At 72.7% G+C, this 19,278-nt stretch carries 17 protein-coding genes; 7 read left to right on the top strand and 10 right to left on the bottom strand.

What is annotated here, in order from left to right:
• The first annotated feature begins 8 nt into the window (after positions 1–8).
• From ACFWUY_RS09650 to ACFWUY_RS09640, 3 genes are read left to right on the top strand one after another with little or no spacing between them, the layout of a single operon-like run.
• On the top strand, positions 9–803 hold the full coding sequence (locus tag ACFWUY_RS09650; RefSeq protein WP_384104424.1) for an ABC transporter ATP-binding protein: 795 nt from the start codon (positions 9–11) through the stop codon (positions 801–803).
• Complete coding sequence (locus ACFWUY_RS09645) at positions 790–1,692, top strand: ABC transporter permease (protein WP_384104421.1); 903 nt, start codon at positions 790–792, stop codon at positions 1,690–1,692. The genes ACFWUY_RS09650 and ACFWUY_RS09645 overlap by 14 nt, the downstream gene beginning before the upstream one ends.
• 8 nt (positions 1,693–1,700) lie before the next feature.
• Entirely contained in the window at positions 1,701–2,444 is a 744-nt protein-coding gene (locus ACFWUY_RS09640) for a sirohydrochlorin chelatase (protein WP_384104417.1), read from the top strand.
• Here the strand turns inward: ACFWUY_RS09640 and ACFWUY_RS09635 are convergent.
• The 5 genes from ACFWUY_RS09635 to ACFWUY_RS09615 form a co-directional block, all read right to left on the bottom strand.
• A complete protein-coding gene (locus ACFWUY_RS09635; RefSeq protein ID WP_384104414.1) occupies positions 2,393–3,067 on the bottom strand; it encodes a DsbA family protein in 675 nt (224 codons plus the stop codon). The genes ACFWUY_RS09640 and ACFWUY_RS09635 overlap by 52 nt on opposite strands.
• Positions 3,068–3,141: 74 nt before the next feature.
• On the bottom strand, positions 3,142–3,696 hold the full coding sequence (locus ACFWUY_RS09630; protein WP_384104411.1) for a DUF1697 domain-containing protein: 555 nt from the start codon (positions 3,694–3,696) through the stop codon (positions 3,142–3,144).
• 150 nt (positions 3,697–3,846) lie between these two features.
• Positions 3,847–5,139: an ABC transporter substrate-binding protein gene (locus tag ACFWUY_RS09625; RefSeq protein WP_384104408.1), complete on the bottom strand. Its 1,293-nt coding sequence runs from the start codon at positions 5,137–5,139 to the stop codon at positions 3,847–3,849.
• Positions 5,136–5,978: a carbohydrate ABC transporter permease gene (locus ACFWUY_RS09620; RefSeq protein WP_384104405.1), complete on the bottom strand. Its 843-nt coding sequence runs from the start codon at positions 5,976–5,978 to the stop codon at positions 5,136–5,138. The genes ACFWUY_RS09625 and ACFWUY_RS09620 overlap by 4 nt, the downstream gene beginning before the upstream one ends.
• Positions 5,975–6,919, bottom strand: coding sequence for a carbohydrate ABC transporter permease (locus ACFWUY_RS09615; protein WP_384104400.1), 945 nt, complete (start codon positions 6,917–6,919; stop codon positions 5,975–5,977). Before ACFWUY_RS09615 ends, ACFWUY_RS09620 begins: the two co-directional genes overlap by 4 nt.
• A gap of 144 nt (positions 6,920–7,063) precedes the next feature.
• Here ACFWUY_RS09615 and ACFWUY_RS09610 point away from each other — a divergent pair, with 144 nt between their 5' ends.
• Both ACFWUY_RS09610 and ACFWUY_RS09605 read left to right on the top strand, forming a co-directional pair.
• Positions 7,064–7,921, top strand: coding sequence for a phosphotransferase (locus ACFWUY_RS09610; protein ID WP_384104397.1), 858 nt, complete (start codon positions 7,064–7,066; stop codon positions 7,919–7,921).
• Positions 7,922–7,975: 54 nt separating this feature from the next.
• Positions 7,976–8,800 (top strand): alpha/beta fold hydrolase, encoded by an 825-nt coding sequence (locus ACFWUY_RS09605; RefSeq protein WP_384104394.1) that lies wholly within the window; start codon positions 7,976–7,978, stop codon positions 8,798–8,800.
• On the opposite strand, the gene ACFWUY_RS09600 is transcribed toward ACFWUY_RS09605, so the two are convergent.
• The 4 genes from ACFWUY_RS09600 to ACFWUY_RS09585 form a co-directional block, all read right to left on the bottom strand.
• Entirely contained in the window at positions 8,797–9,534 is a 738-nt protein-coding gene (locus tag ACFWUY_RS09600; RefSeq protein WP_384104391.1) for a 3'-5' exonuclease, read from the bottom strand. The two genes, ACFWUY_RS09605 and ACFWUY_RS09600, sit on opposite strands and share 4 nt — an antisense overlap.
• Positions 9,535–9,633: 99 nt before the next feature.
• Positions 9,634–10,917 (bottom strand): SAV2148 family HEPN domain-containing protein, encoded by a 1,284-nt coding sequence (locus tag ACFWUY_RS09595; RefSeq protein WP_384104387.1) that lies wholly within the window; start codon positions 10,915–10,917, stop codon positions 9,634–9,636.
• 110 nt (positions 10,918–11,027) lie between these two features.
• Positions 11,028–12,371, bottom strand: a complete 1,344-nt coding sequence (locus tag ACFWUY_RS09590) for a copper amine oxidase (protein ID WP_384104384.1) — start codon at positions 12,369–12,371, stop codon at positions 11,028–11,030.
• A gap of 56 nt (positions 12,372–12,427) precedes the next feature.
• The gene (locus ACFWUY_RS09585; protein WP_384104381.1) at positions 12,428–13,312 is read right to left on the bottom strand and encodes a Tat pathway signal sequence domain protein; all 885 of its coding nucleotides are present in this window, start codon (positions 13,310–13,312) and stop codon (positions 12,428–12,430) included.
• Positions 13,313–13,451: 139 nt separating this feature from the next.
• Here ACFWUY_RS09585 and glgX point away from each other — a divergent pair, with 139 nt between their 5' ends.
• The gene (gene glgX / locus ACFWUY_RS09580; protein ID WP_384104378.1) at positions 13,452–15,572 is read left to right on the top strand and encodes a glycogen debranching protein GlgX; all 2,121 of its coding nucleotides are present in this window, start codon (positions 13,452–13,454) and stop codon (positions 15,570–15,572) included.
• Here the strand turns inward: glgX and ACFWUY_RS09575 are convergent.
• On the bottom strand, positions 15,541–16,767 hold the full coding sequence (locus tag ACFWUY_RS09575; RefSeq protein WP_384104490.1) for an MFS transporter: 1,227 nt from the start codon (positions 16,765–16,767) through the stop codon (positions 15,541–15,543). The genes glgX and ACFWUY_RS09575 overlap by 32 nt on opposite strands.
• Before the next feature lie 90 nt (positions 16,768–16,857).
• Here ACFWUY_RS09575 and treY point away from each other — a divergent pair, with 90 nt between their 5' ends.
• Positions 16,858–19,197, top strand: a complete 2,340-nt coding sequence (treY, locus tag ACFWUY_RS09570) for a malto-oligosyltrehalose synthase (RefSeq protein WP_384104376.1) — start codon at positions 16,858–16,860, stop codon at positions 19,195–19,197.
• Positions 19,198–19,278 lie beyond the last annotated feature (81 nt).

Below are 19,278 nucleotides of genomic sequence, written 5' to 3'. Positions count from 1 at the left end.
TGACGACCATGGCCACGACCGCGACGCTCGCCAAGGCCGAGGACCGTGCGGCGGTGACCCATGCCGCCCGTATCCAGCATGTCTCCAAGTCCTTCGGCGGACCCGCCGGCGGGCAGCTCGTCCTCGACGACATCACGCTCGATGTCGCCCCGGGCGAGTTCGTCACCCTCCTGGGCGCCTCGGGCTGCGGCAAGTCCACGCTGCTCAACCTGGTCGCCGGGCTCGACCGGCCGTCCGCGGGGTCCATCGAGACCCCCGGCGGCCGGCCGTCCCTGATGTTCCAGGAGCACGCCCTCTTCCCGTGGCTCACCGCGGGCAAGAACATCGAACTCGCCCTGCGGCTGCGCGGGGTGCCCAAGGCCGACCGGCGGACCGAGGCCGAACGGCTGCTCGACCTGGTCCGGCTCGGCGGCTCGTACGGCAAGCGGGTCCACGAGCTGTCCGGCGGGATGCGCCAGCGGGTCGCGCTGGCCCGCGCGCTCGCCCAGGACAGCGACCTCCTCCTGATGGACGAGCCGTTCGCGGCGCTCGACGCCATCACCCGGGACGTGCTGCACGACGAGCTGACCCGGATCTGGCGGGAGACGAAGCTGTCGGTGCTCTTCGTCACCCACAACGTGCGCGAGGCCGTACGCCTTGCCGAGCGTGTCGTCCTCCTCTCGTCGCGGCCGGGCCGGATCGCGCACGAGTGGACCATCGACATCCCTCAGCCGCGCCGCATCGAGGACTCCGACGTCGCGGAGCTCTCCCTTGAGATCACCGAGCACCTGCGTGGGGAGATCCGCCGTCATGGCCAGCACTGAAACGACCCCTCAGACGTCGAAGGCCCGGAAGGCCGACGACCTGGCCGGCCTGGAGGCCGGTCTGGACGCCCTGGACAGCGTGCAGATCCGCCGGACCCCGGTCAGTGAGGTCCTGCTCAAGAAGGCGCTGCCGCCGGTCGTCGCCGTCGTGCTCGTCCTGGTGGTGTGGCAGCTGCTCGTCACGCTGAAGGTCACCGACGAGTACAAGCTGCCGGCGCCGTCCGCCGTGTGGGACAGCCTGACCACGATGTGGCTGGAGGGCACGCTCCTCGAAGTCCTCTGGACCAGCGTGTCCCGGGCCCTGTTCGGCTTCCTGCTCGCCCTCGCCATCGGCACCCCGCTCGGCCTCCTGGTCTCGCGGGTGAAGTTCGTGCGCGCGGCGATCGGCCCGATCCTCGCCGGTCTCCAGTCGCTGCCCTCGGTGGCCTGGGTGGCGCCCGCCGTCCTGTGGCTCGGCCTCAACGACAGCATGATGTACGCGGTGATCCTGCTCGGCGCGGTCCCGTCGATCGCGAACGGCCTCGTCGCCGGCGTCGACCAGATCCCGCCGCTCTTCCTGCGGGCCGGGCAGACGCTCGGCGCGACCGGCCTCAAGGGCGCCTGGCACATCGTGATGCCGGCCGCGCTGCCGGGCTATCTCGCGGGCCTCAAGCAGGGCTGGGCGTTCTCGTGGCGTTCGCTGATGGCCGCGGAGATCATCGCCTCCTCCCCGGACCTGGGTCTCGGCCTCGGCCAGCTCCTGGAGAACGGCCGCAACAACATCGACATGGCGGGCATCTTCCTGGCGATCATCCTGATCCTGGTCGTCGGCATCGCCATCGACCTGCTGATCTTCAGCCCGCTGGAGCGCACGGTGCTGCGCCGCCGCGGTCTGCTCGCGAAGGGCTGAGCCACCCCATGAACAGGCCGTCCCTCCTCGTCATCGCCCACGGCAGCCGCGACCCGCGGCACGCGGCGACCGTCCAGGCGCTGGTACGCCGGGCCGGTGCGCAGCGGCCGGGGCTGCGCGTGGAGACGGCGTTCCTGGACTTCAACCTGCCGTCGGTGACGGGGGTCCTCGACCGGCTCGCCTCCGACGGGATACGGGACGTGGTGGCGCTGCCGCTGCTGCTCACCCGGGCCTTCCACGCGAAGGCCGACGTCCCCGCCGTACTGCGGCAGGCACCCCCGTCCCTCCGCGTCCGGCAGGCGGAGGTCCTCGGACCCTCGCCGCTGCTGATCGCGGCGGTGGAACGGCGGCTTCACGAGGCCGGGCTCACGCCCGCCGACAAGAGCACGACCGGGGTCGTCCTGGCCTCGGCGGGCTCCACCGACCCGGAGGCGATCGCGGCGATCGCAGAAACGGCGCGGGAGCTGCGGCGCACCGGTTGGTGCTCCGTGCGGCCCGCGTTCGCCTCCGCATCTCTCCCCCGTACGGAGGACGCGGTGCGGGCCCTGCGCGCCGACGGTGTGCGCCGGGTGGCGGTCGCCCCGTACGTGATCGCCCCGGGCCGGCTGCCGGACCGGATCGCGGCGGGCGCGGCCGGGGCGGACGTCCTGGCGGACGTCCTCGGGCCCTCCCCCGAACTGGCCGCGCTGCTCGTGGAGCGCTACGACGGCGCGCTCCGTGCCGCGGAGCGGGTGGCCGCGGTGGCCGGTTGACCGAAGTCGAGGCCGCCGGTGCGGGTCCGCTTGAGTTCGAAGAAGTCGGGGTGGGCGGCCAGGACGCGGAAGCCGTCGAAGAGTTCGGCCGCCTTCTCGCCGCGCGGGATCGCGCGCAGGACCGGGCCGAACCAGACGGTGCCGTCGACGTGGATCGTCGGGGTGCCGACGTACGCCTCGGATTCCGGCTCCTTGCCGGCGTCGTGGTGGCGGCGGACGTCCTCGTCGTACGCAGGGTCGTGGGCGGCCTTCGCGAGGGCCGCGGGGAGGCCGAGTTCGGCGAGGGACTCCTCGACGACGGCGTCGAAGTCCTTCCGCTTCTCCTCGTGGATACGGGTTCCGTACGCGGTGTAGAGCGGGCGCAGGATCTCCTCGCCGTGCTGTGTGGCGGCGGCCACCGCGACCCGGACGGGCCCGATCGAGGCGTCGACGAGCTCCCGGTACCAGTCGGGCAGGGTGTTGCCCTCGTTGTGGAGGTACAGGCTCATGGCCTTGAAGCGGAGGTCGATGTCCCGGTGCCGCTCGACCTCCAGGATCCAGCGGGAGGTGATCCAGGCGAAGGGGCAGACGGGGTCGAAGAAGAAGTCGACGGTGGGACGGGACGCGGTCTCGGTGGTCGTCATGCGACTGAATCTAGCCAGCGAGTGGCCTGCCCCTCTGGTCCAATCGACGCCCCTCCGACCGGGCCACTTCGCCGTCATCCCTCCCGTGTCATCTCCACCAGCCTGACCACGGTGTTCCAGTTGCGGGCGGTGACCACCAGGCCCTTGACGACGGAAGGCCGGGTGAGGACGTCGGCCAGCCTGGACCGGCCCAGGCCCTCGGGGACGTAGAGGTAGAGGACCCGGTCGCCGAGGGCGAAGTCCTCCGGACGGTACGCCTCCCGGTCGACGGCCGCGAAGCGTTCGGGGTCGGCGGGCCCGGAGAAGTAGAAGGCGTGGAGCTGCTTGCCCTCCAGCTCGGCGGCGGGGAAGGGGCAGGCCGCCGCGACGGCCGCGAGGTAGGCGCCGTCGCGGACGAGGCAGTCGACGCGGAAGCCGAAGCGGCTCTCGATCGCGTCCTCGATCCGGCGGGTGAGCGCGTCCTCGCCGTCGGTGGAGTCGGTGGTGAAGACGGCGTTCCCGCTCTGCAGATACGTGCGGGCGTTCCGGTGCCCGAGCCCTTCGAGGACGGACCGGAGTTCCGGCATGGGCACCTTCCGGTGGCCACTCACGTTGATGCCGCGGAGCAGCAGCGCGTATGTCTGCGTCATGGCTTCACCCTAGGGGGCCACCGCGCCTCGTGGGGGGCGGCGCGGTGGCTGGTTCGAACACTGTCCGATCAAGGGGGTCGGGAGAAGACCCTTCACCTATCTGTGACTTATTCAACAAGGTTTCGTAATGACGAACCTCTCGCGAACGGATTATTTCCGCTGATAGCGGGCGAGCACCCGGTTGCCGTCCGCCACGAGCCGTCTGCTCAGCTCGGCCGCGTCGATGGCGCCGCTGTAGTACTCCTGGAAGGCGGGGGTCGCCACCTTGTCCTTCCACTCCGGGTAGCCCCGCACCGACTGCGCGGGGGCGGGCCGCAGGTGCACGGCCAGCGCGGCCCCGGTGGCCCAGCCGTCCTCGGCGGTGTGCAGGGAGGGATGGGCGAGGGCCGCCGTGCCGGTGGGTAGCATCCAGTCGCCGCGCGCGAGCCGCACCATGTTCTCCGGCCGGAGGAAGAAGTCGAGGAACTCCGCCGCCTCCTTCTTGTACGGACTGTCCTCGGCGATCGACAGGGTCTGCGGGGAGACGCCCTGGGCGGGTCCCGCACTGCCCGCGGGGGCGGGCAGCACGGTCCACTCGAAGCCCTCGGGGGCCTGCTGGGCGATCTGCTGCCGGTAGGAGAAGCCCAGCGGGACCATGGCGTACTTGCCGGCGAAGAAGCCGGGGAGGGTGTCGGAGCCACCGCTGCCGAGGGTGGTGCGCGGGGCGGGGCGGTCGGTGACGACCTGGTCGTGGACGGTGCCGGGGACGACGGCGTCGGCCTCGGTGAAGCGGACGGCGACCCGGCCGTCGGCCTCCCGGTGGAAGAGCCGGCCACCGGCGGAGAGGCCGAGGTTGAGGCTGACGGAGACCGGCTCCTTGAGCGGCCAGGCGACGGCGTACCCGCCGGGGCCCATGTGCCGGGTGAGGTCCTGGGCGATCTGCCGGAACTCGGTCCAGCTCCAGGGGTTCGAAGGGGTGGGGACGCGGACTCCGGAGGATTCCAGGATCTTCCGGTTGGCGATGATCACGCGCGGTTCCTGGAGGAACGGCACTCCGTAGATCCCCTCGCCGAAGGTGGTGGTCTCCCAGCTGCGGGCGGGGATGCCGGCGCGGAGCCGCTCGGGCAGCAGGGTGCGCAGATCGGCGAGGTGGCCGCCGTAGGCGAAGTCGGCCAGGTCGTCGGAGGCGTCGTGGATGATGTCGGGGGCCTCGCCGCCCTCGAAGGAGGTGAGGAGCTGGTCGTGGACGGAGTCCCAGCTGCCCTGGACGTAGTCGATCTGGACGCCGGGGTGCGCCGCGTTCCACTCCTCCACCAGCTGCCGGTTGGCGTCGACGGACTCCTTCTGCCAGGCGAGGGACTGGAATCGGAGCCGTACGACTCCGTCGTCGGGGTCCGCCTCCCCCGCCGTGCAGCCGGCGAGGAGCAGGACGAGCGCGGCGGCCGCGGTCAGGATCCTTCTCATGACTTCACCGCCCCGGCCAGCATCCCGCCGGTGATCCGTCGCTGGAGGACGGCGAAGACGACGAGGGACGGCAGCGTGGCGAGGAAGGCCGCCGCGGCCAGCGGGCCGAGGTCGGCGACGCCCTCGGCGCCGAGGAAGTGGGTGAGGACGACCGGCAGGGTCTGCTTCTCCGGGGTCTTCAGGAGCACGAGCGCGAAGAAGAACTCGTTCCACGCGGTGACGAAGGCGAAGAGGGCGGTGGCGACGATGCCGGGGACGAGCAGCGGGGCGGTGACGGAGACGAGGGTGCGCAGCCGCCCGGCGCCGTCGACGGCGGCGGCCTCCTCCAACTCGGCGGGGACGGCCCGGACGTATCCCATCAGCATCCAGAGGGCGAAGGGCAGCGACCAGACCACGTAGACCATGACCAGGCCGAGGACGCTGTTGATCAGGTGCAGGTTCTTGAGGATGAGGAACAGCGGGATGATCACCAGGACGAACGGGAAGGCCTGGCTGATCACCACCCAGCCGGTGGCGGCCGAGGCGAGCCGGCCCCGGTGGCGGGCCGTCACATAGGCGAGCGGGGTGGCGACGGCCACCGCGATCACGGCCGCGGAGACCGCGGCGACCAGGCTGTTCGCGGCGGCCCTGAGCAGCGGCTGTTCGTCGAAGGCCTGCCGGAAGTTGGCGAGCGTGGGGTCCTTCGGGATCCAGGTGGGGTGGAGCGAGGCCAGTTCGGGGGCGGGCTTGAAGGCGGTGGAGACCAGCCAGAGGAAGGGGAAGGCGAGGAAGACCAGGTACGCGAGGAGGGCGAGGTACTGGCCGATCCGCGCGGGTCTGCTCGTCCGGAGTGCGCTCACCGGTCCTGGTCCCCTTTCAGCCGGCGTACGAGGGAGAGGGCGATGAGCACGGAGACGGCGGCGACCATCACGCAGCCCATCGCGGCGGCGTAGCCGAACTGGCCGTAGCGGAAGGCCTCTTCGTAGGCGAAGAGCATGGGGAGCCGGGTGCGGCCGCCCGGTCCGCCGTTGGTCAGCACGTAGACCAGGGCGAAGGAGTTGAAGTTCCAGATGAGGTTGAGCGCGGTGATGGCGAGGGCGACCGGTCTGAGGGCGGGCCAGGTGACGGCGCGGAAGCGGCGCCAGGCTCCGGCGCCGTCGAGGGCGGCGGCCTCGTGGAGCTCCTTCGGCGCGTTCTGGAGTCCGGCGAGCAGGGCGACGGTGGTCTGCGGCATGCCGGCCCAGACGCCGACGACGATGACGGCGGGGAGCGCGGTGGCGAGTCCGGAGAGCCAGTCGTGGCCCTCGCCGAGACCGAGGCCGCGGAGGGTCTCGTTGAGGATGCCGGCGTCGGGGTTGTAGACGAGCCGCCACATGATGCCGACGACGACCTCCGGCATCGCCCAGGGGACGATGGCGAGGGCCCGCGCCAGCCAGCGGAAGCGGAGGTTCTGGTTGAGCAGGAGGGCGAGGCCGAGGGCGAGCAGGAACTGGGGGACGGTCACCCCGACGGCCCAGAGCACGCCGATGCGGAACGAGTCCCAGAAGAGGGTGTCGTGCAGCAGGTCCTGGAAGTTGAGGGTGCCGACCCAGCGGGTGGCCTGGGTGCGGCCGGACTGGGCGTCCGTGAAGGCGAGCGCGATCCCGTAGAGGAGCGGGCCGACGCTGAGGACCAGGATGGGCAGCAGGGCCGGGAGCACGAGGAACCAGGCCCCGAAGTCGGGGCCGCGCGGGCGTGTCCCGTGGGCGGCGCGCGGTGTGCGCGTCCCGTCGGGCCGTTTCGTCGCGGTCACCGAGCTCACGATCCTGCCCCCGTCCACACGTCGACGCCGCCGTCCGGAATCCCGCCATGGTGCTGACAGGCCGTCGGCCCGTCAAGGCGACGGGCGCGGTGAGCTGGGCGGATGGGAGACTTTGGCGCAAAAGCGTGCTGGAGGGAGAGGGCGATGGACGAGGTACGGGCGCGGGAGGTCCTGGATGCGGCGGGGCTGCCGGTCGCGGAGGCGCGGCTCCTCGCCCTGGGGGAGAACGCGGTCTTCGCCGTGGGCGATCTCGTGGTGAAGGTCGGCCGGGACGCGGAGCTGTTCGCGCGGGCCGAGCGGGAGCTCGCGCTGGCGTCCTGGCTCGACGCGGCGGACGTTCCGGCGGTCCGGGCCGCCGAGGAGAAGCCGCGTCTGGTCGAGGGGCACCCGGTGACCTTCTGGCACCGGCTGCCCGAGGCGGTCCGGCCGGCGGAGCCCCGTGACCTCGCGCCGCTGCTGCGGGCCGTCCACGCCCTGCCGGAGCCGGAGGGGTTCGCTCTCCCCCGCCGTGAGCTGCTCGGCGGTGTCGAGCGGTGGCTGCGGCTCGCGGGGGACGCGATCGACCCGGCGGACGCGGCCTTCCTGCGGGAGCGGCGCGATTCCTTCGCTCCGGCGGCCGCCGCCCTGACCCCGCGCCTGGCGCCGGGGCCGATCCACGGTGACGCCCTCCCCCGGAACGTCCACGTCGGCCCGGCAGGACCGGTCCTGGTGGACCTGGAGACCTTCTCCTCGGACCTGCGCGAGCACGATCTGGTGGTGCTCGCGCTCTCCCGGGACCGGTACGGCCTCGATCCGGCCGCGTACGAGGCGTTCGCGGAGGCGTACGGCTGGGACGTCCGGGAGTGGGAGGGGTGCGCGGTGCTGCGCGGGGCGCGGGAGACGGCGAGCTGCGCGTGGGTGGCGCAGCACGCGCCGGCCAACCCGAAGGCACTGGCCGAATTCGAGCGGCGGGTCGCCTCGCTGCGGGACGGTGACCCCGAGGTGCGCTGGTACCCGTTCTGACTGACTGACATCATGATCCCCGGTCAACCGGCCTGGAGCGAACGGGGTGTGGGGATGCGCGTGGAACTGCCCGAGGTGGCGCTCGACGTCGAGGTGAGCGGTGAGGGGCCGGTCGTGCTGCTCGTGCACGGCTTTCCCGACAGCCACCTTCTGTGGCGGCACCAGGTCCCGGCCCTCACGGCGGCGGGCTTCCGGTGCGTCGCCCCCACGCTGCGGGGCTTCGGCGGATCGGACCGCCCCGAGGGCGGCCCGGAGGCGTACCACCCGGCGAAGCACGTCGGCGACCTGCTCGAGCTGCTCGCCCGGCTGGAGATCGACCGCTTCCACGTGGTCGGCCACGACTGGGGCTCGGGTGTGGCGCAGGGCATCGCGCAGGTCGTCCCGGACCGGGTGGCGAGCGCGACGCTCATGTCGGTGGGGAACATCGCGGCGATCCTGGACGCCGGCTGGGAGCAGCGGCAACGCCTGTGGCACCTGTCGATGTTCCAGCACGAGGGACTCGCCGAGGAGTGGCTCTCCCGCGACGACTTCGCGAACCTCCGCGACATGCTGGCGGACCACCCCGACGCGGACGCCGTCCTGGGACCGTTGCGCGCCCCGGGCGCGCTGACCGCCGCGCTGAACATCTACCGGGCGGGGCTGCCGATCGAGGTCCAGTTGGCGCCGCCGACGGCGCTCCCCCCGCTGTCCGTGCCGGTCATGGGCGTCTGGTCGGCCGGTGACCGCTTCCTCATGGAGCGCCAGATGACGGAGACCGGCGAGCACGTCACCGGCCCGTGGCGCTACGAGCGGGTCGAGGACGCGGGCCACTGGTTCCCGCTCGACCAGCCCGAGAAGGTGAGCGAACTGCTGCTCTCCTTCCTCAAGGAGAACTCCTAGGCCTCCTGGCCGACGGGCGTGGCCACCGGGCCGCGCAGCGGCCAGACGGAGTCGACGACCGCCTCCGTGTCGCCCTTGCGGCGCAGGAATGCCTGGAAGTTCTCGGCCCAGGCGCGGTACCAGCCGATCTGGCGCTCGTGGAGTTCGGCCGGGTTCATCGCGGCGACCTGGGGGTGCCGCTCGGCTATCGCGACGGCGACCCGGACGGCGGCGAGCGCGTCGGCGGCGGCCTGGTGGGCGGTTTCGAGCACGACGCCGTACTCCCCGCAGACCGCTTCGAGGTTCCGCTTGCCGCGCCGGTAGCGGTCGACGGCCCGGTCGATGGTGTACGGGTCGACGACGGGTCCGATGCCGGCGCCGCCGCGCCGCTCGCCCAGCGAGGGCAGTCCGTGGCGGCTCAGCTCCGCGGAGAGGAGCGTCAGGTCGAAGGAGGCGTTGTACGCCACGACCGGGACGCCGTCCTCCCAGTACGCGGTGAGGGTCTGCGCGATCTCGTCGGCGACCTCGCGCACGGGCCTGCCTTCGGCGGCCGCGCGTTCGTTGCTGATGCCGTGGATCGCGGAGGCCTGTTCCGGGATGCGGATGCCCGGGTCGGCGAGCCAGTCACGCCGACGCGTGACGTGCCCCCCGCCGTCGACCTCGACGATCGAGGCCGTCACGATACGGGCCTCCAGCGGTTCCGTGCCGGTCGTCTCCAGGTCGAAGCCGACCAGCGTCTCGCTGTGCCAAGCCATCGGGTCCTCCTTACGTGATCTCCCCCGTGGTGCTGACCACACTCGCACGCGCCACTGACAACGCCCTCGGGTCCCCCCGGCCAGGACGCGTCCCGCAGGTCAGGAGACGGGCCGGGAGTCGAGCCAGACCGACTCGAATTCTTCCCGATACGTCTCGAAAAGTCCGTGATCGCCGTCACGGATCCCCTGACCGTGGCGCACCACGTTCCGCCCGCCGCCGCGCAGCACCAGGACGGGGGCCTCCATGCCGCGGGCCCGGCGGAGGTAGGACTGGACGACGCCGACCCCGTCCGGTCCGTCGCCGTCCACCAGATAGGCGGTGAAGCGGGGCGTCTCGTCGAAGACGTGGATCTGGAAGGCGCCCGGGTCGCGGAGCTTGGAGCGGACCCGGCGCATGTGCAGGATGTTCATCTCGACGGAGCGGCTGAGCTCGCCCTTCTTGAGGCCGAGTTCGCGCTCACGGCGCTTGACCGCGCTGCTCGCGGGGTTGAGGAACAGGAGCCGGGTCCGGCAGCCGGACTCGGCGAGCCGGACCATGCGGCGGCCGGAGAAGTTCTGCACGAGCAGATTGAGACCTATGCCGGTGGCGTCGAGGCGGCGGGCCCCGCCGAAGAGGTCCTCGGCGGGCAGCTGCCGCTGGAGCCGCACCCGGTCGGGGTGGACGGAGACCACGTCCGCGTACCGGTCCCCGACGAGGTCCTCGACCGCGTCCACGGGCAGCCGGTCGGCGGACGGCACTCCGGCACCGCTGCCGAGGATCTCCAGGATGCGGGCGGAGGCCCGCTCGGACTGGGCGAGCACGGTCAGCGAGAGGGCCCGGTTGCGGGAGACCACGTTCCGCGTGACCTCCAGCTCGTCGAGGGCGAGCTCGACCTCGCGCCGGTCGTCGAAGTAGGGCTCGAAGCACGGCCAGTGCTGCACCATGAGCTCCCGCAGCTGCGGGAGGGTGAGGAAGCTCAGCACGTTGTCGTCGGCCGGGTCGAGGAGGTAGCCCTTGCGCCGCGACACCTCGCGCACGGCGACCGCCCGCTGCACCCACTCCTGGCCGGCCGGGCCGGCCGCGGCCACCACCCACTCCTCGCCGTGCACCGGTTCGTACACGGGCCGCAGGACGGCGGCGACCACGGCGCGGAGCCGCTGTTCGACGAGGTTCAGCCAGATGTAGGCCCGCCCGGCGCGCTGGGCGCGGGTGCGGACCTCGCTCCAGGCCTCGGCGCCCCAGTCGATCTCCGCCCCGATCTCCACCGGCCGGGTGACGGTGACCGTGCCGGGCGGCACGGCGCCCGGCGGCGCGACCTCGCCGGGCGGCGCCTCCGCGGGGCCGGCCGGGCCCCCCTCGCGACCCGCATCACCTGGGGGCAGCTCCAGACCTCCCGAGCTCACCCGCGCACCGCCTTCTGCTCCTGGACGCCCGTGTCGACCGGTCCGACAACGATCAAGGAAGGGTACTCCGCGAGCGGGAGGCGGTGCAGCAGGATCGTCAGGCTGCTTCCTCAACTCCCCAGATCGGGCTGACCGTTCTGGGAGGCGAGATCGGCCGGAGTGAGCGGATTCATAGCGGTTACGTCCCTGGGGGCGAGCTGGAAGCCCTGCCAGTGGACCGGCATCGGCTGCTGGTCCTCGTCCCGGGCGATGTGGTGGAACCCGATGTTGACCCACACCGACGGCTTGGTCAGGGTCTCGCCGTTGACCCATTTGTCCACGCTGTCACCGGCGCCCGGCGCACAGTTGCCGATGTTGTTGCTCGCGAACTGCTCGCAGGCGCGCGCCTGCGTGAAGTACACGTCGTGCTTGGTGAAGCCGCGGCCGGCGTGGGTGTCGGTGTGGCCGGGCACGATCTCGTACGAGCGGGCGTGGCCGTCGGCGTTCTTGCCGGTGCCGCTGACCACCCGCCACCAGCGCATGTTCCTGGCGTCCCCGGCGAGCTCCTTGGTGACGACGGTGCGCTTGGTCTTCACGGTCGGTCCGCCACCGCCGGTGGGCGCGGTGACGGTGGAGTCGAACTGCTCGATCCGGTCCTTGGTGGAGCCGTCGAGACCGAAGTCGAGCTTCCAGAAGACGTTGTGGGCGTGGCTGGTGGCGTAGGCGCGGGCGCCCTTGCCGATGGGCCAGCCGCGGCCGTCGGTGGCGTTGTAGTCGACGGGCGAGAGGCTGCCGGTGGCTCCGACGTTGGCACCGATGGTGCCGTCGGCGGAGAAGCGCCACTCGGAGATGTACTCGTACCAGCCGACCTTGTTGACGGTGTAGACGAGCAGGTCCTTGGACTGGGTCTGCCAGACCTTGGGGCCGGTGTCTGCGGCCATGCGGTACGCGTGGCCACGCGCCCGCGTGGTGGTGCACAGACCCTTGACCTGGCCGACCTCGGGCACCTTCACGGTGGTGAGGGTGCCGCCGGGGCACTCGGCCGGGTTGAGGTTCTGCAGACCCCAGCCGAAGCCCGCGCCGGTGAGGTCGTCGTACTCGGCGGCGCCGTCGTCGTACGGCACGTGGATCTGGGCGAGCCGGGCGCTGTTGAGGACCTTGATGGGGGCCGCGGCGCCGGGCGGCTGGTAGGTCACCTTGTCGAGCGTGAGCCCGGCGTCGGTGTCGTAGCGCCAGCACATGCGCCAGGTGGCGCCGCCCTCGAGCTTCTGTGTGATGCGGTACGCGGTGGAACAGTCGACCGGGGCCGGGGGCGCCGGGGCCGCGGGGCGCGGCGTGGCCGGGGCCGCGGTGGCGCCGGTCACGGGGCCGGCGGCGGCCGTGGCGGTGCCGAGCAGGGCGGCCGCGGTCAGGACGGCGCCACGCCTGCGCGTGCGCCGCTCTCGTCGGGTGAACAGGCTGCGCTGGATGGGCATGGGAAGACACTCCCTCGTACGGAGATCGGGCGGGCGGGGACCGGTGGCGGCGGCGGTCAGCCGACCCGGGTGACGGTCCTCGCGGAGAGGTCGACGATCAGGTTCCGGGTGTCGATCCAGGCCCCGTTGAGGACCTTGGTGACGAGCCGGACGCACCGGTGCTCGCCGCAGCGGGCGAGCCCCGCGGGGACGTCCTTCTCGCGGTAGGTGCGGTAGAGGTCGCCGTTGAACCACAGTTGCGCGGTGGAGGTGAGCTCCTTGCCCGTGGCGTCCCGGTAGTCCTCCTTGACGCCCTTGCCGAGCGGGCTCGCGAGGATGAGCTCCAGGGCCTCGCGCAGTTCCTCGGGGTGGGCGGAGGGCTGGACGCCGCGCTGTGCGCCCGACTTCTCGACCTTCCCCGTGTCGAGGTTGACGGTGCGGGTGATGAGCTCGTTCTTCGCGTAGTCGTAGAAGCGGACCTCGGCGCGGCGTGTCGCGTCGCCCGGCACCGGGTCCGCGAGGTCGGTGCCCAGGTGCTGCGGTCCCCGGCCGCCCTCGACGTCCTGCTGGGCGGTGGCGCCGGGCGGGGTCAGCGCCAGGTCCTCGGCCCGTGCGAGTTCGTCGTCGGTGAGCGGGTCGCCGCCGATGCCCTTCTCCCCCTCGGCCGCGGCGGGTGCCACGGTCGCCGGCGGGGGCGCGGTGCCCGTGCCCTGTGCTCCCTCGCCTCCCGATGTGCCCCCCGACGTGCCGGCGGCCGTGCCCCGCTGTCCGTCGGCGCCGGCTGCTCCGGCGCTCCCGGCCGTCGCGGCGGCCTCCGCCCCGACGGCGCCGCGGCCGCCCGGCGTGTCGTCGGCTCCCGCCTGGCCCGGCAGGCTGATCGCGACCGCGACGGCGGTTCCCGTCACCGCCATGGCCGCTCCGGCCACCACCTTCCCCAGGTGGCGGCGCGCTATTTCGTACACACTTCCCCCTCTTTCCCCCTCTTGGTCTGCGGTCACCCGGTAGGACGGGGCTAAGTCCTAGGAGGTTGCCCCTCTTTCGGGCAGGATCTGGCCGAAGAGCATCTCCACAAACCCGGACAGAAGAGGAATAGTCGTATCCATGCAGGTCTGGCCGGGACAGGCGTACCCACTGGGCGCCACCTATGACGGAGCGGGAACCAACTTCGCGGTCTTCTCGGAGGCCGCCCACAGAATCGAGCTGTGTCTGCTCCATGACGACGGCTCGGAGACGGCGGTGGAACTGCGCGAGACCGACGCCTTCGTACGGCACGCCTATCTGCCGGGCGTGATGCCCGGCCAGCGGTACGGGTTCCGGGTGCACGGTCCGTACGCCCCGGAGCGCGGGCTCCGCTGCAACGCGGCGAAGCTGCTCCTCGACCCCTACGCGCGCGCGGTGTCCGGGCAGATCCAGTGGGGCGAGGCGGTGTACGGCTACCCCTTCGGGCGGCCCGACGCGCGCAACGACCTCGACTCGGGTCCGCACACCATGACCTCCGTCGTGGTCAACCCGTACTTCGACTGGGGCGACGACCGGCGGCCGCGCACCGAGTACCACCACACGGTGATCTACGAGGCCCATGTGAAGGGCCTGACGATGCTCCACCCGGACCTTCCGGAGGAGCTGCGCGGGACGTACGCGGGGCTCGCGCACCCGTCGGTGATCGGGCACCTGAAGGAGCTGGGGGTGACAGCGCTCGAACTGATGCCCGTGCACCAGTTCGTGAACGACCACCGGCTCGTGGACGCGGGGCTCTCCAACTACTGGGGCTACAACACGATCGGCTTCTTCGCCCCGCACAACGCCTACGCGTCCTGGGGCGACCGGGGCCAGCAGGTCCTGGAGTTCAAGTCGGCGGTCCGGGCCCTGCACCAGGCGGGCATCGAGGTCATCCTCGACGTGGTCTACAACCACACCGCCGAGGGCAACCACCTGGGGCCGACGCTCTCCTTCCGGGGCCTCGACAACCCCTCGTACTACCGGCTCGACGACGACCCCCGCTACTACTACGACACCACCGGCACCGGCAACTCGCTGCTGATGCGCTCCCCGCACGTACTCCAGATGATCATGGACAGCCTGCGGTACTGGGTGACCGAGATGCACGTGGACGGCTTCCGCTTCGACCTGGCGGCCACCCTGGCCCGCCAGTTCCACGAGGTGGACCGGCTGTCCTCGTTCTTCGACCTGGTGCAGCAGGACCCGGTGGTGAGCCAGGTGAAGCTGATCGCCGAACCCTGGGACGTCGGCGAGGGCGGCTACCAGGTGGGCAACTTCCCGCCGCTGTGGACGGAGTGGAACGGCAAGTACCGGGACTGCGTGCGGGACCTGTGGCGGGGCGAGCCGCGGACCCTCGCCGAGTTCGCCTCCCGGCTGACCGGCTCGTCCGACCTCTACCAGGACGACGGCCGGCGGCCGCTCGCCTCGGTCAACTTCGTCACCTGCCACGACGGCTTCACGCTGCGGGACCTCGTCTCGTACAACGACAAGCACAACGAGGCGAACGGCGAGGGCAACCGGGACGGCGAGAGCCACAACCGCTCCTGGAACTGCGGCGCCGAGGGCGACACCGAGGACGTGGGGATCGCCGAGCTGCGCGCCCGCCAGACGCGCAACTTCCTCGCCACCCTCATGCTGTCGCAGGGCGTGCCGATGCTCAGCCACGGTGACGAGTTCGGGCGGACGCAGGGCGGCAACAACAACGCCTACTGCCAGGACAACGAGGTGTCCTGGGTGCGCTGGCCGAAGGCGGACAGCGAGGCCGAGACCACGCTGCTCCGGTTCACCCGGGCGATGGTGCGGCTGCGCCGGAACCATCCGGTCTTCCGGCGCCGCCGGTTCTTCCACGGACGCCCTGTGGAGGGCACCCACGACGAGCTGACGGACATCGCGTGGTTCACGCCCGAGGGCGAGGAGATGAAGGCGCGCGACTGGCAGGCGGCGCACGCCCAGGCGCTCACCGTCTTCCTCAACGGCAACGCCATCTCGGAGCCGGGCACCCAGGGCGAGCGGATCGCCGACGACTCCTTCCTGCTGATGTTCAACGCCTCGGCGAAGGAGCTGGAGTTCTCGGTGCCGGACAGCCACGGGGCCTGCTGGCGCACGGTGGTGGACACCGCCGATCCGGAGGGCATGCCGCCGCACGAGGGCCCGGTGCTCGCGGGCGGCGAGCGGGTGACGCTCGCACCGCTCAGCCTGACCGTTCTGAGACGGCCGGCCTGAGCTCCCGTACCGGAGTCGTCACCCTGACCGTCCAGGAAAGCAGCGCGCAGGCCACGGCCGCCCCCACCGCCACCGCGAAGGCGGCGGGGGCGCCGTGGCTTTCGGCGAGCCGTCCCGAGACGGCGAGGGCGAGGGCCTGGCCACCGACGATCCCGCTGGTCAGGAAAGCCATGGACTCGGCGAGACGGGCGGCGGGGACGGTCCGCTCGGTGAGGCCGAAGACGGTGATCAGGTGCGGGGCGTACGCGGCGCCGAGGACGATGACGACCGCGTACAGCGCACCGAGGGAGCCGACGAACAGCAGCGGTACGGAGAGGACGACGAGCCCGGCGGTCGCGGCGCGCCAGCGGGTCGTGAGCCCGATCCGCGCGGGCACGGCCGCCATCGAGAGACCGACGGCGGCGCTGATCACGCCCATCGCCGCGTAGACGAGCCCGGCCTGGGCGGGCGCGCCGAGCTTCTCGGTGAGCGCGGTGATGCCGGCCTGCGAGGCGCCGAACATGGCGCCCTGGAGGACCATCGTGCCGCGCAGGGCGTACGCCGATCCCGGCAGCCGCGTCCGTTCGGCGGCACCCGATCGGGTGGTCGTGGCGGGCTCGGGGGCGGTGGCCCGTGCCGTCGGGTGGAGGGCGAAGGCCGTCCCGCAGACGGCGAGCAGCAGGGCCGCGAGGAGGAGGGCGGCGGCCGGGTGGGCGAGAGCCGCGGCGAGGCCGACGAGCGCCGGGCCGAGGACGAAGGACACCTCGTCGAGGGTGCCCTCGAAGGACAGGACGGCGCCGACGGTCCGGTCGTCGGCGCCGGAGCGGCGGGCGAGGGCCACCGAGCGGGTCCTGGCGAGCGGCCCGACCTGGGGGACGGTGACGCCGGCGAGCGCGCCGAGGACCATCAGCGGGCCGGTGGGCACGCCGTCGAGCGCGGCGAGGACCAGGGCGGTGACGGCGACCGCGTTGGCGAGGGAGGCCGCCAGGACGACCCCGCGCTGGCCGTGCCGGTCGCCGAGCCGGCCGATGACGGGCCCCGCGACGGTCTGGCCCGCGGCGAGCACGCCGCCCGCGAGGCCGGCCGTGGCGAGGGAGCCGCTCGTCTCGGCGACCAGGAGCAGGCTGCCGAGCTGGCACATGGCGGTGGGCAGCCGGCCGAGGAAGGAGACGACCGGCAGGGCGGTGCCGAGCAGCGACAGGGTGTCGCGATACATCCGGAGCATCACGCGAAGCTAACGCGATGCACACGAACGGGTGCATGGGGCGATGACACAGAAGCCCTCCGGCCGGGTACGTACGTTCGCATGACCTCCTCCTCCGTGTCGCTTCCCACCTCGACCTACCGGCTCCAGCTCCAGCCGGAGTTCCCGTTCGCCGCCGCCGAGCGGGCCGTGCCCCACCTCGCGGGCCTCGGGGTCTCCCACCTGCACCTCTCCCCGGTCCTGGAGGCGGTGCCCGGCTCGGCCCACGGGTACGACGTCACCGACCACCGGTCCGTACGGGCCGAGCTCGGCGGCGAGGAGGGGCTGCGGGCCCTCGCCGCGACCGCGCGGGCGCACGGGCTCGGGATCGTCGTCGACCTGGTGCCCAACCACATGGCGGCCTCGCCCCGGCACAACCACGCACTGCGCGCCGTGCTCCGCGACGGCCCCGACTCGCCGTACGCCCGCTGGTTCGACATCGACTGGCGGGCGGGGGGCGGACGGCTGCTGCTTCCGGTGCTGCCCGCGCGGCTCCCCGAAGTGCGGGGCCGGCTGCGGGTCTCCGGCGGGGTGCTGCGCCTGGACGACCAGGAGTTCCCGCTGCGCCCCGGCACGGAGGGCCTGCCGCTCGACGAGCTGCTCGACGCCCAGTGGTACCGGCTCGGCTGGTGGCGGCTGGCCCGCACCGAGCTGAACTACCGCCGGTTCTTCACCATCTCGGAGCTGATCGGGGTGCGGGTGGAGGAGCCCGAGGTGTTCGCGGCCACCCACGGGAAGATCGTCGAGCTGGTCAGGGACGGGGTCGTCGAGGGGCTGCGCATCGACCATCCGGACGGGCTCGCCGACCCGCAGGGCTACCTGGAGGACCTGGCGGCGGCGACCGGCGGCCGCTGCTGGACGGTGGTCGAGAAGATCCTCACGGGGGCGGAGACGCTGCCCACGGCCTGGCCGGTCGCCGGCACCACCGGCTACGACGCCCTGCGTCACCTCGACGGCGTGTTCACCGACCCGCTGGGCGCGGCCGAACTGGCCGATCTGTACCGCGAGTTCGTCGGAAAGTCCGGGGACAGGGGCGGCCAGTGGGAGGCGACCGAGCGGCGGGCCGCGTACGAGGTGGTGGGCCACGACCTGGCCGCCGAGACGGCCGCGCTCACCCGGATCGCGGAGCGGATCTGCGCGGACGACCCGGAGCTGCGGGACCACGCCCCCTGGGCGCTGCGCACCGCGGTCCGTGAACTCCTCGTGCGGGTCCCGGTCTACCGCGCCTACCGGACCGGCGACGAGGAGGTGCTGACGCCGGAGGCGGCGCGCGGCGCGAAGGCCGCGTTCGCGGTGCCGGAGGAGGCGGCGGCGGTCGACGTCGTCCGGGGTCTGGCGCTCGGCACGCTCGGGGACGGGCCCGAGCACCGGGCCTTCCGGGCCCGGTTCGCGCAGACGTCCTCGGCCCTGCGGGCCAAGTCGGTGGAGGACACGGCCTTCTACCGGTACACCCCGCTGCTCTCGGCGAACGAGGTGGGCGGCGACGCGGGACGCCCCGCCGTGTCGGTGGAGGAGTTCCACGCGTACTGCCTGCGGATCGCCCGGGACTGGCCGGGCACCGGCACCGTGCTGTCCACGCACGACACCAAGCGCAGCGCCGACGTCCGGGCCGCCGTCGCGGTCCTCGCGCAGTGCCCGCGGGTGTGGGCGGAGCTGCTCGGGGAGGTGGCGGGGGTGCCCGCGCCCGACGCGCACGTGGCGTGGACGGCCTGGCAGACCGCCTTCGGCTTCGGCGGCCCGGACGCGGAGCGGCTCACGCCCGCGATCCTCAAGTCCGTACGGGAGGCGGGGCTGCGGACCAGCTGGACCGAACCCGACGCGGAGTACGAGCGCGCCGTGACGGAGTTCGCGGCGGCCGGGCCCGGCCGCATCCCGCTCCGGGCGGCCTCGGAGGCGGCCTTCGCCCTGGAGCCGCACATCCGGGCGCACGCGCTCGGCGTGCTCCTCGCGCAGCTGACGATGCCGGGGGTGCCGGAGCTGTACCAGAACACGGAGCGGGAGTACCGGGCGCTCGTGGACCCGGACAACCGGGCTCCGTTCGCGGTCGGGGCGGACGACGACCGTACGGCCCTGGTGCGGGCGGCGCTCCGGCTGCGCCGCGAACGCCCGGAGGTCTTCGGCGCCATGGGCACGTACACCCCGCTGACGGCCGAGGGCCCGGCCGCCGCCCACTGTCTGGCGTTCGCCCGCTCCGGCGAGGTGGTCACGGCGGTGACGCGGCTCTCCCTGCGTCTCTGGGAGGCGGGCGGCTGGCAGGACACGGAGCTGGTGCTGCCGGAGGGCCGCTGGGCCGATGTCCTCGACGGAGTACGGGAGTTCACCGGCGGTCCGGCGACGGAGCTGAAGCTCGCGGAGCTCTTCGCGGAGCGGCCGGTGGCGCTCCTCGCACGGCTGGGCGACTGAGCGGCTGAGCGGCTGAGCGGCTGAGCGGCTGAGCGGCTGAGCGCTCCCGGGGTGCCCCGGGAGCGCTCGGGCGAGCAGGTG

This window comes from Streptomyces sp. NPDC058664, assembly GCF_042716635.1.
Classification (GTDB): Bacteria; Actinomycetota; Actinomycetes; order Streptomycetales; family Streptomycetaceae; genus Streptomyces.
This window is presented reverse-complemented; position numbering and strand designations above follow the sequence as displayed.

Bases quoted from the DNA above. Each gene is read 5' to 3' on its own strand.
- ACFWUY_RS09650 (WP_384104424.1), top strand. From the start codon at position 9: ATGGCCACGACCGCGACGCTCGCCAAGGCCGAGGACCGTGCGGCGGTG.
- ACFWUY_RS09645 (WP_384104421.1), top strand. From the start codon at position 790: ATGGCCAGCACTGAAACGACCCCTCAGACGTCGAAGGCCCGGAAGGCC.
- ACFWUY_RS09640 (WP_384104417.1), top strand. From the start codon at position 1,701: ATGAACAGGCCGTCCCTCCTCGTCATCGCCCACGGCAGCCGCGACCCG.
- ACFWUY_RS09635 (WP_384104414.1), bottom strand. From the start codon at position 3,067: ATGACGACCACCGAGACCGCGTCCCGTCCCACCGTCGACTTCTTCTTC.
- ACFWUY_RS09630 (WP_384104411.1), bottom strand. From the start codon at position 3,696: ATGACGCAGACATACGCGCTGCTGCTCCGCGGCATCAACGTGAGTGGC.
- ACFWUY_RS09625 (WP_384104408.1), bottom strand. From the start codon at position 5,139: ATGAGAAGGATCCTGACCGCGGCCGCCGCGCTCGTCCTGCTCCTCGCC.
- ACFWUY_RS09610 (WP_384104397.1), top strand. From the start codon at position 7,064: ATGGACGAGGTACGGGCGCGGGAGGTCCTGGATGCGGCGGGGCTGCCG.
- ACFWUY_RS09605 (WP_384104394.1), top strand. From the start codon at position 7,976: ATGCGCGTGGAACTGCCCGAGGTGGCGCTCGACGTCGAGGTGAGCGGT.
- ACFWUY_RS09600 (WP_384104391.1), bottom strand. From the start codon at position 9,534: ATGGCTTGGCACAGCGAGACGCTGGTCGGCTTCGACCTGGAGACGACC.
- ACFWUY_RS09590 (WP_384104384.1), bottom strand. From the start codon at position 12,371: ATGCCCATCCAGCGCAGCCTGTTCACCCGACGAGAGCGGCGCACGCGC.
- glgX (WP_384104378.1), top strand. From the start codon at position 13,452: ATGCAGGTCTGGCCGGGACAGGCGTACCCACTGGGCGCCACCTATGAC.
- ACFWUY_RS09575 (WP_384104490.1), bottom strand. From the start codon at position 16,767: ATGTATCGCGACACCCTGTCGCTGCTCGGCACCGCCCTGCCGGTCGTC.
- treY (WP_384104376.1), top strand. From the start codon at position 16,858: ATGACCTCCTCCTCCGTGTCGCTTCCCACCTCGACCTACCGGCTCCAG.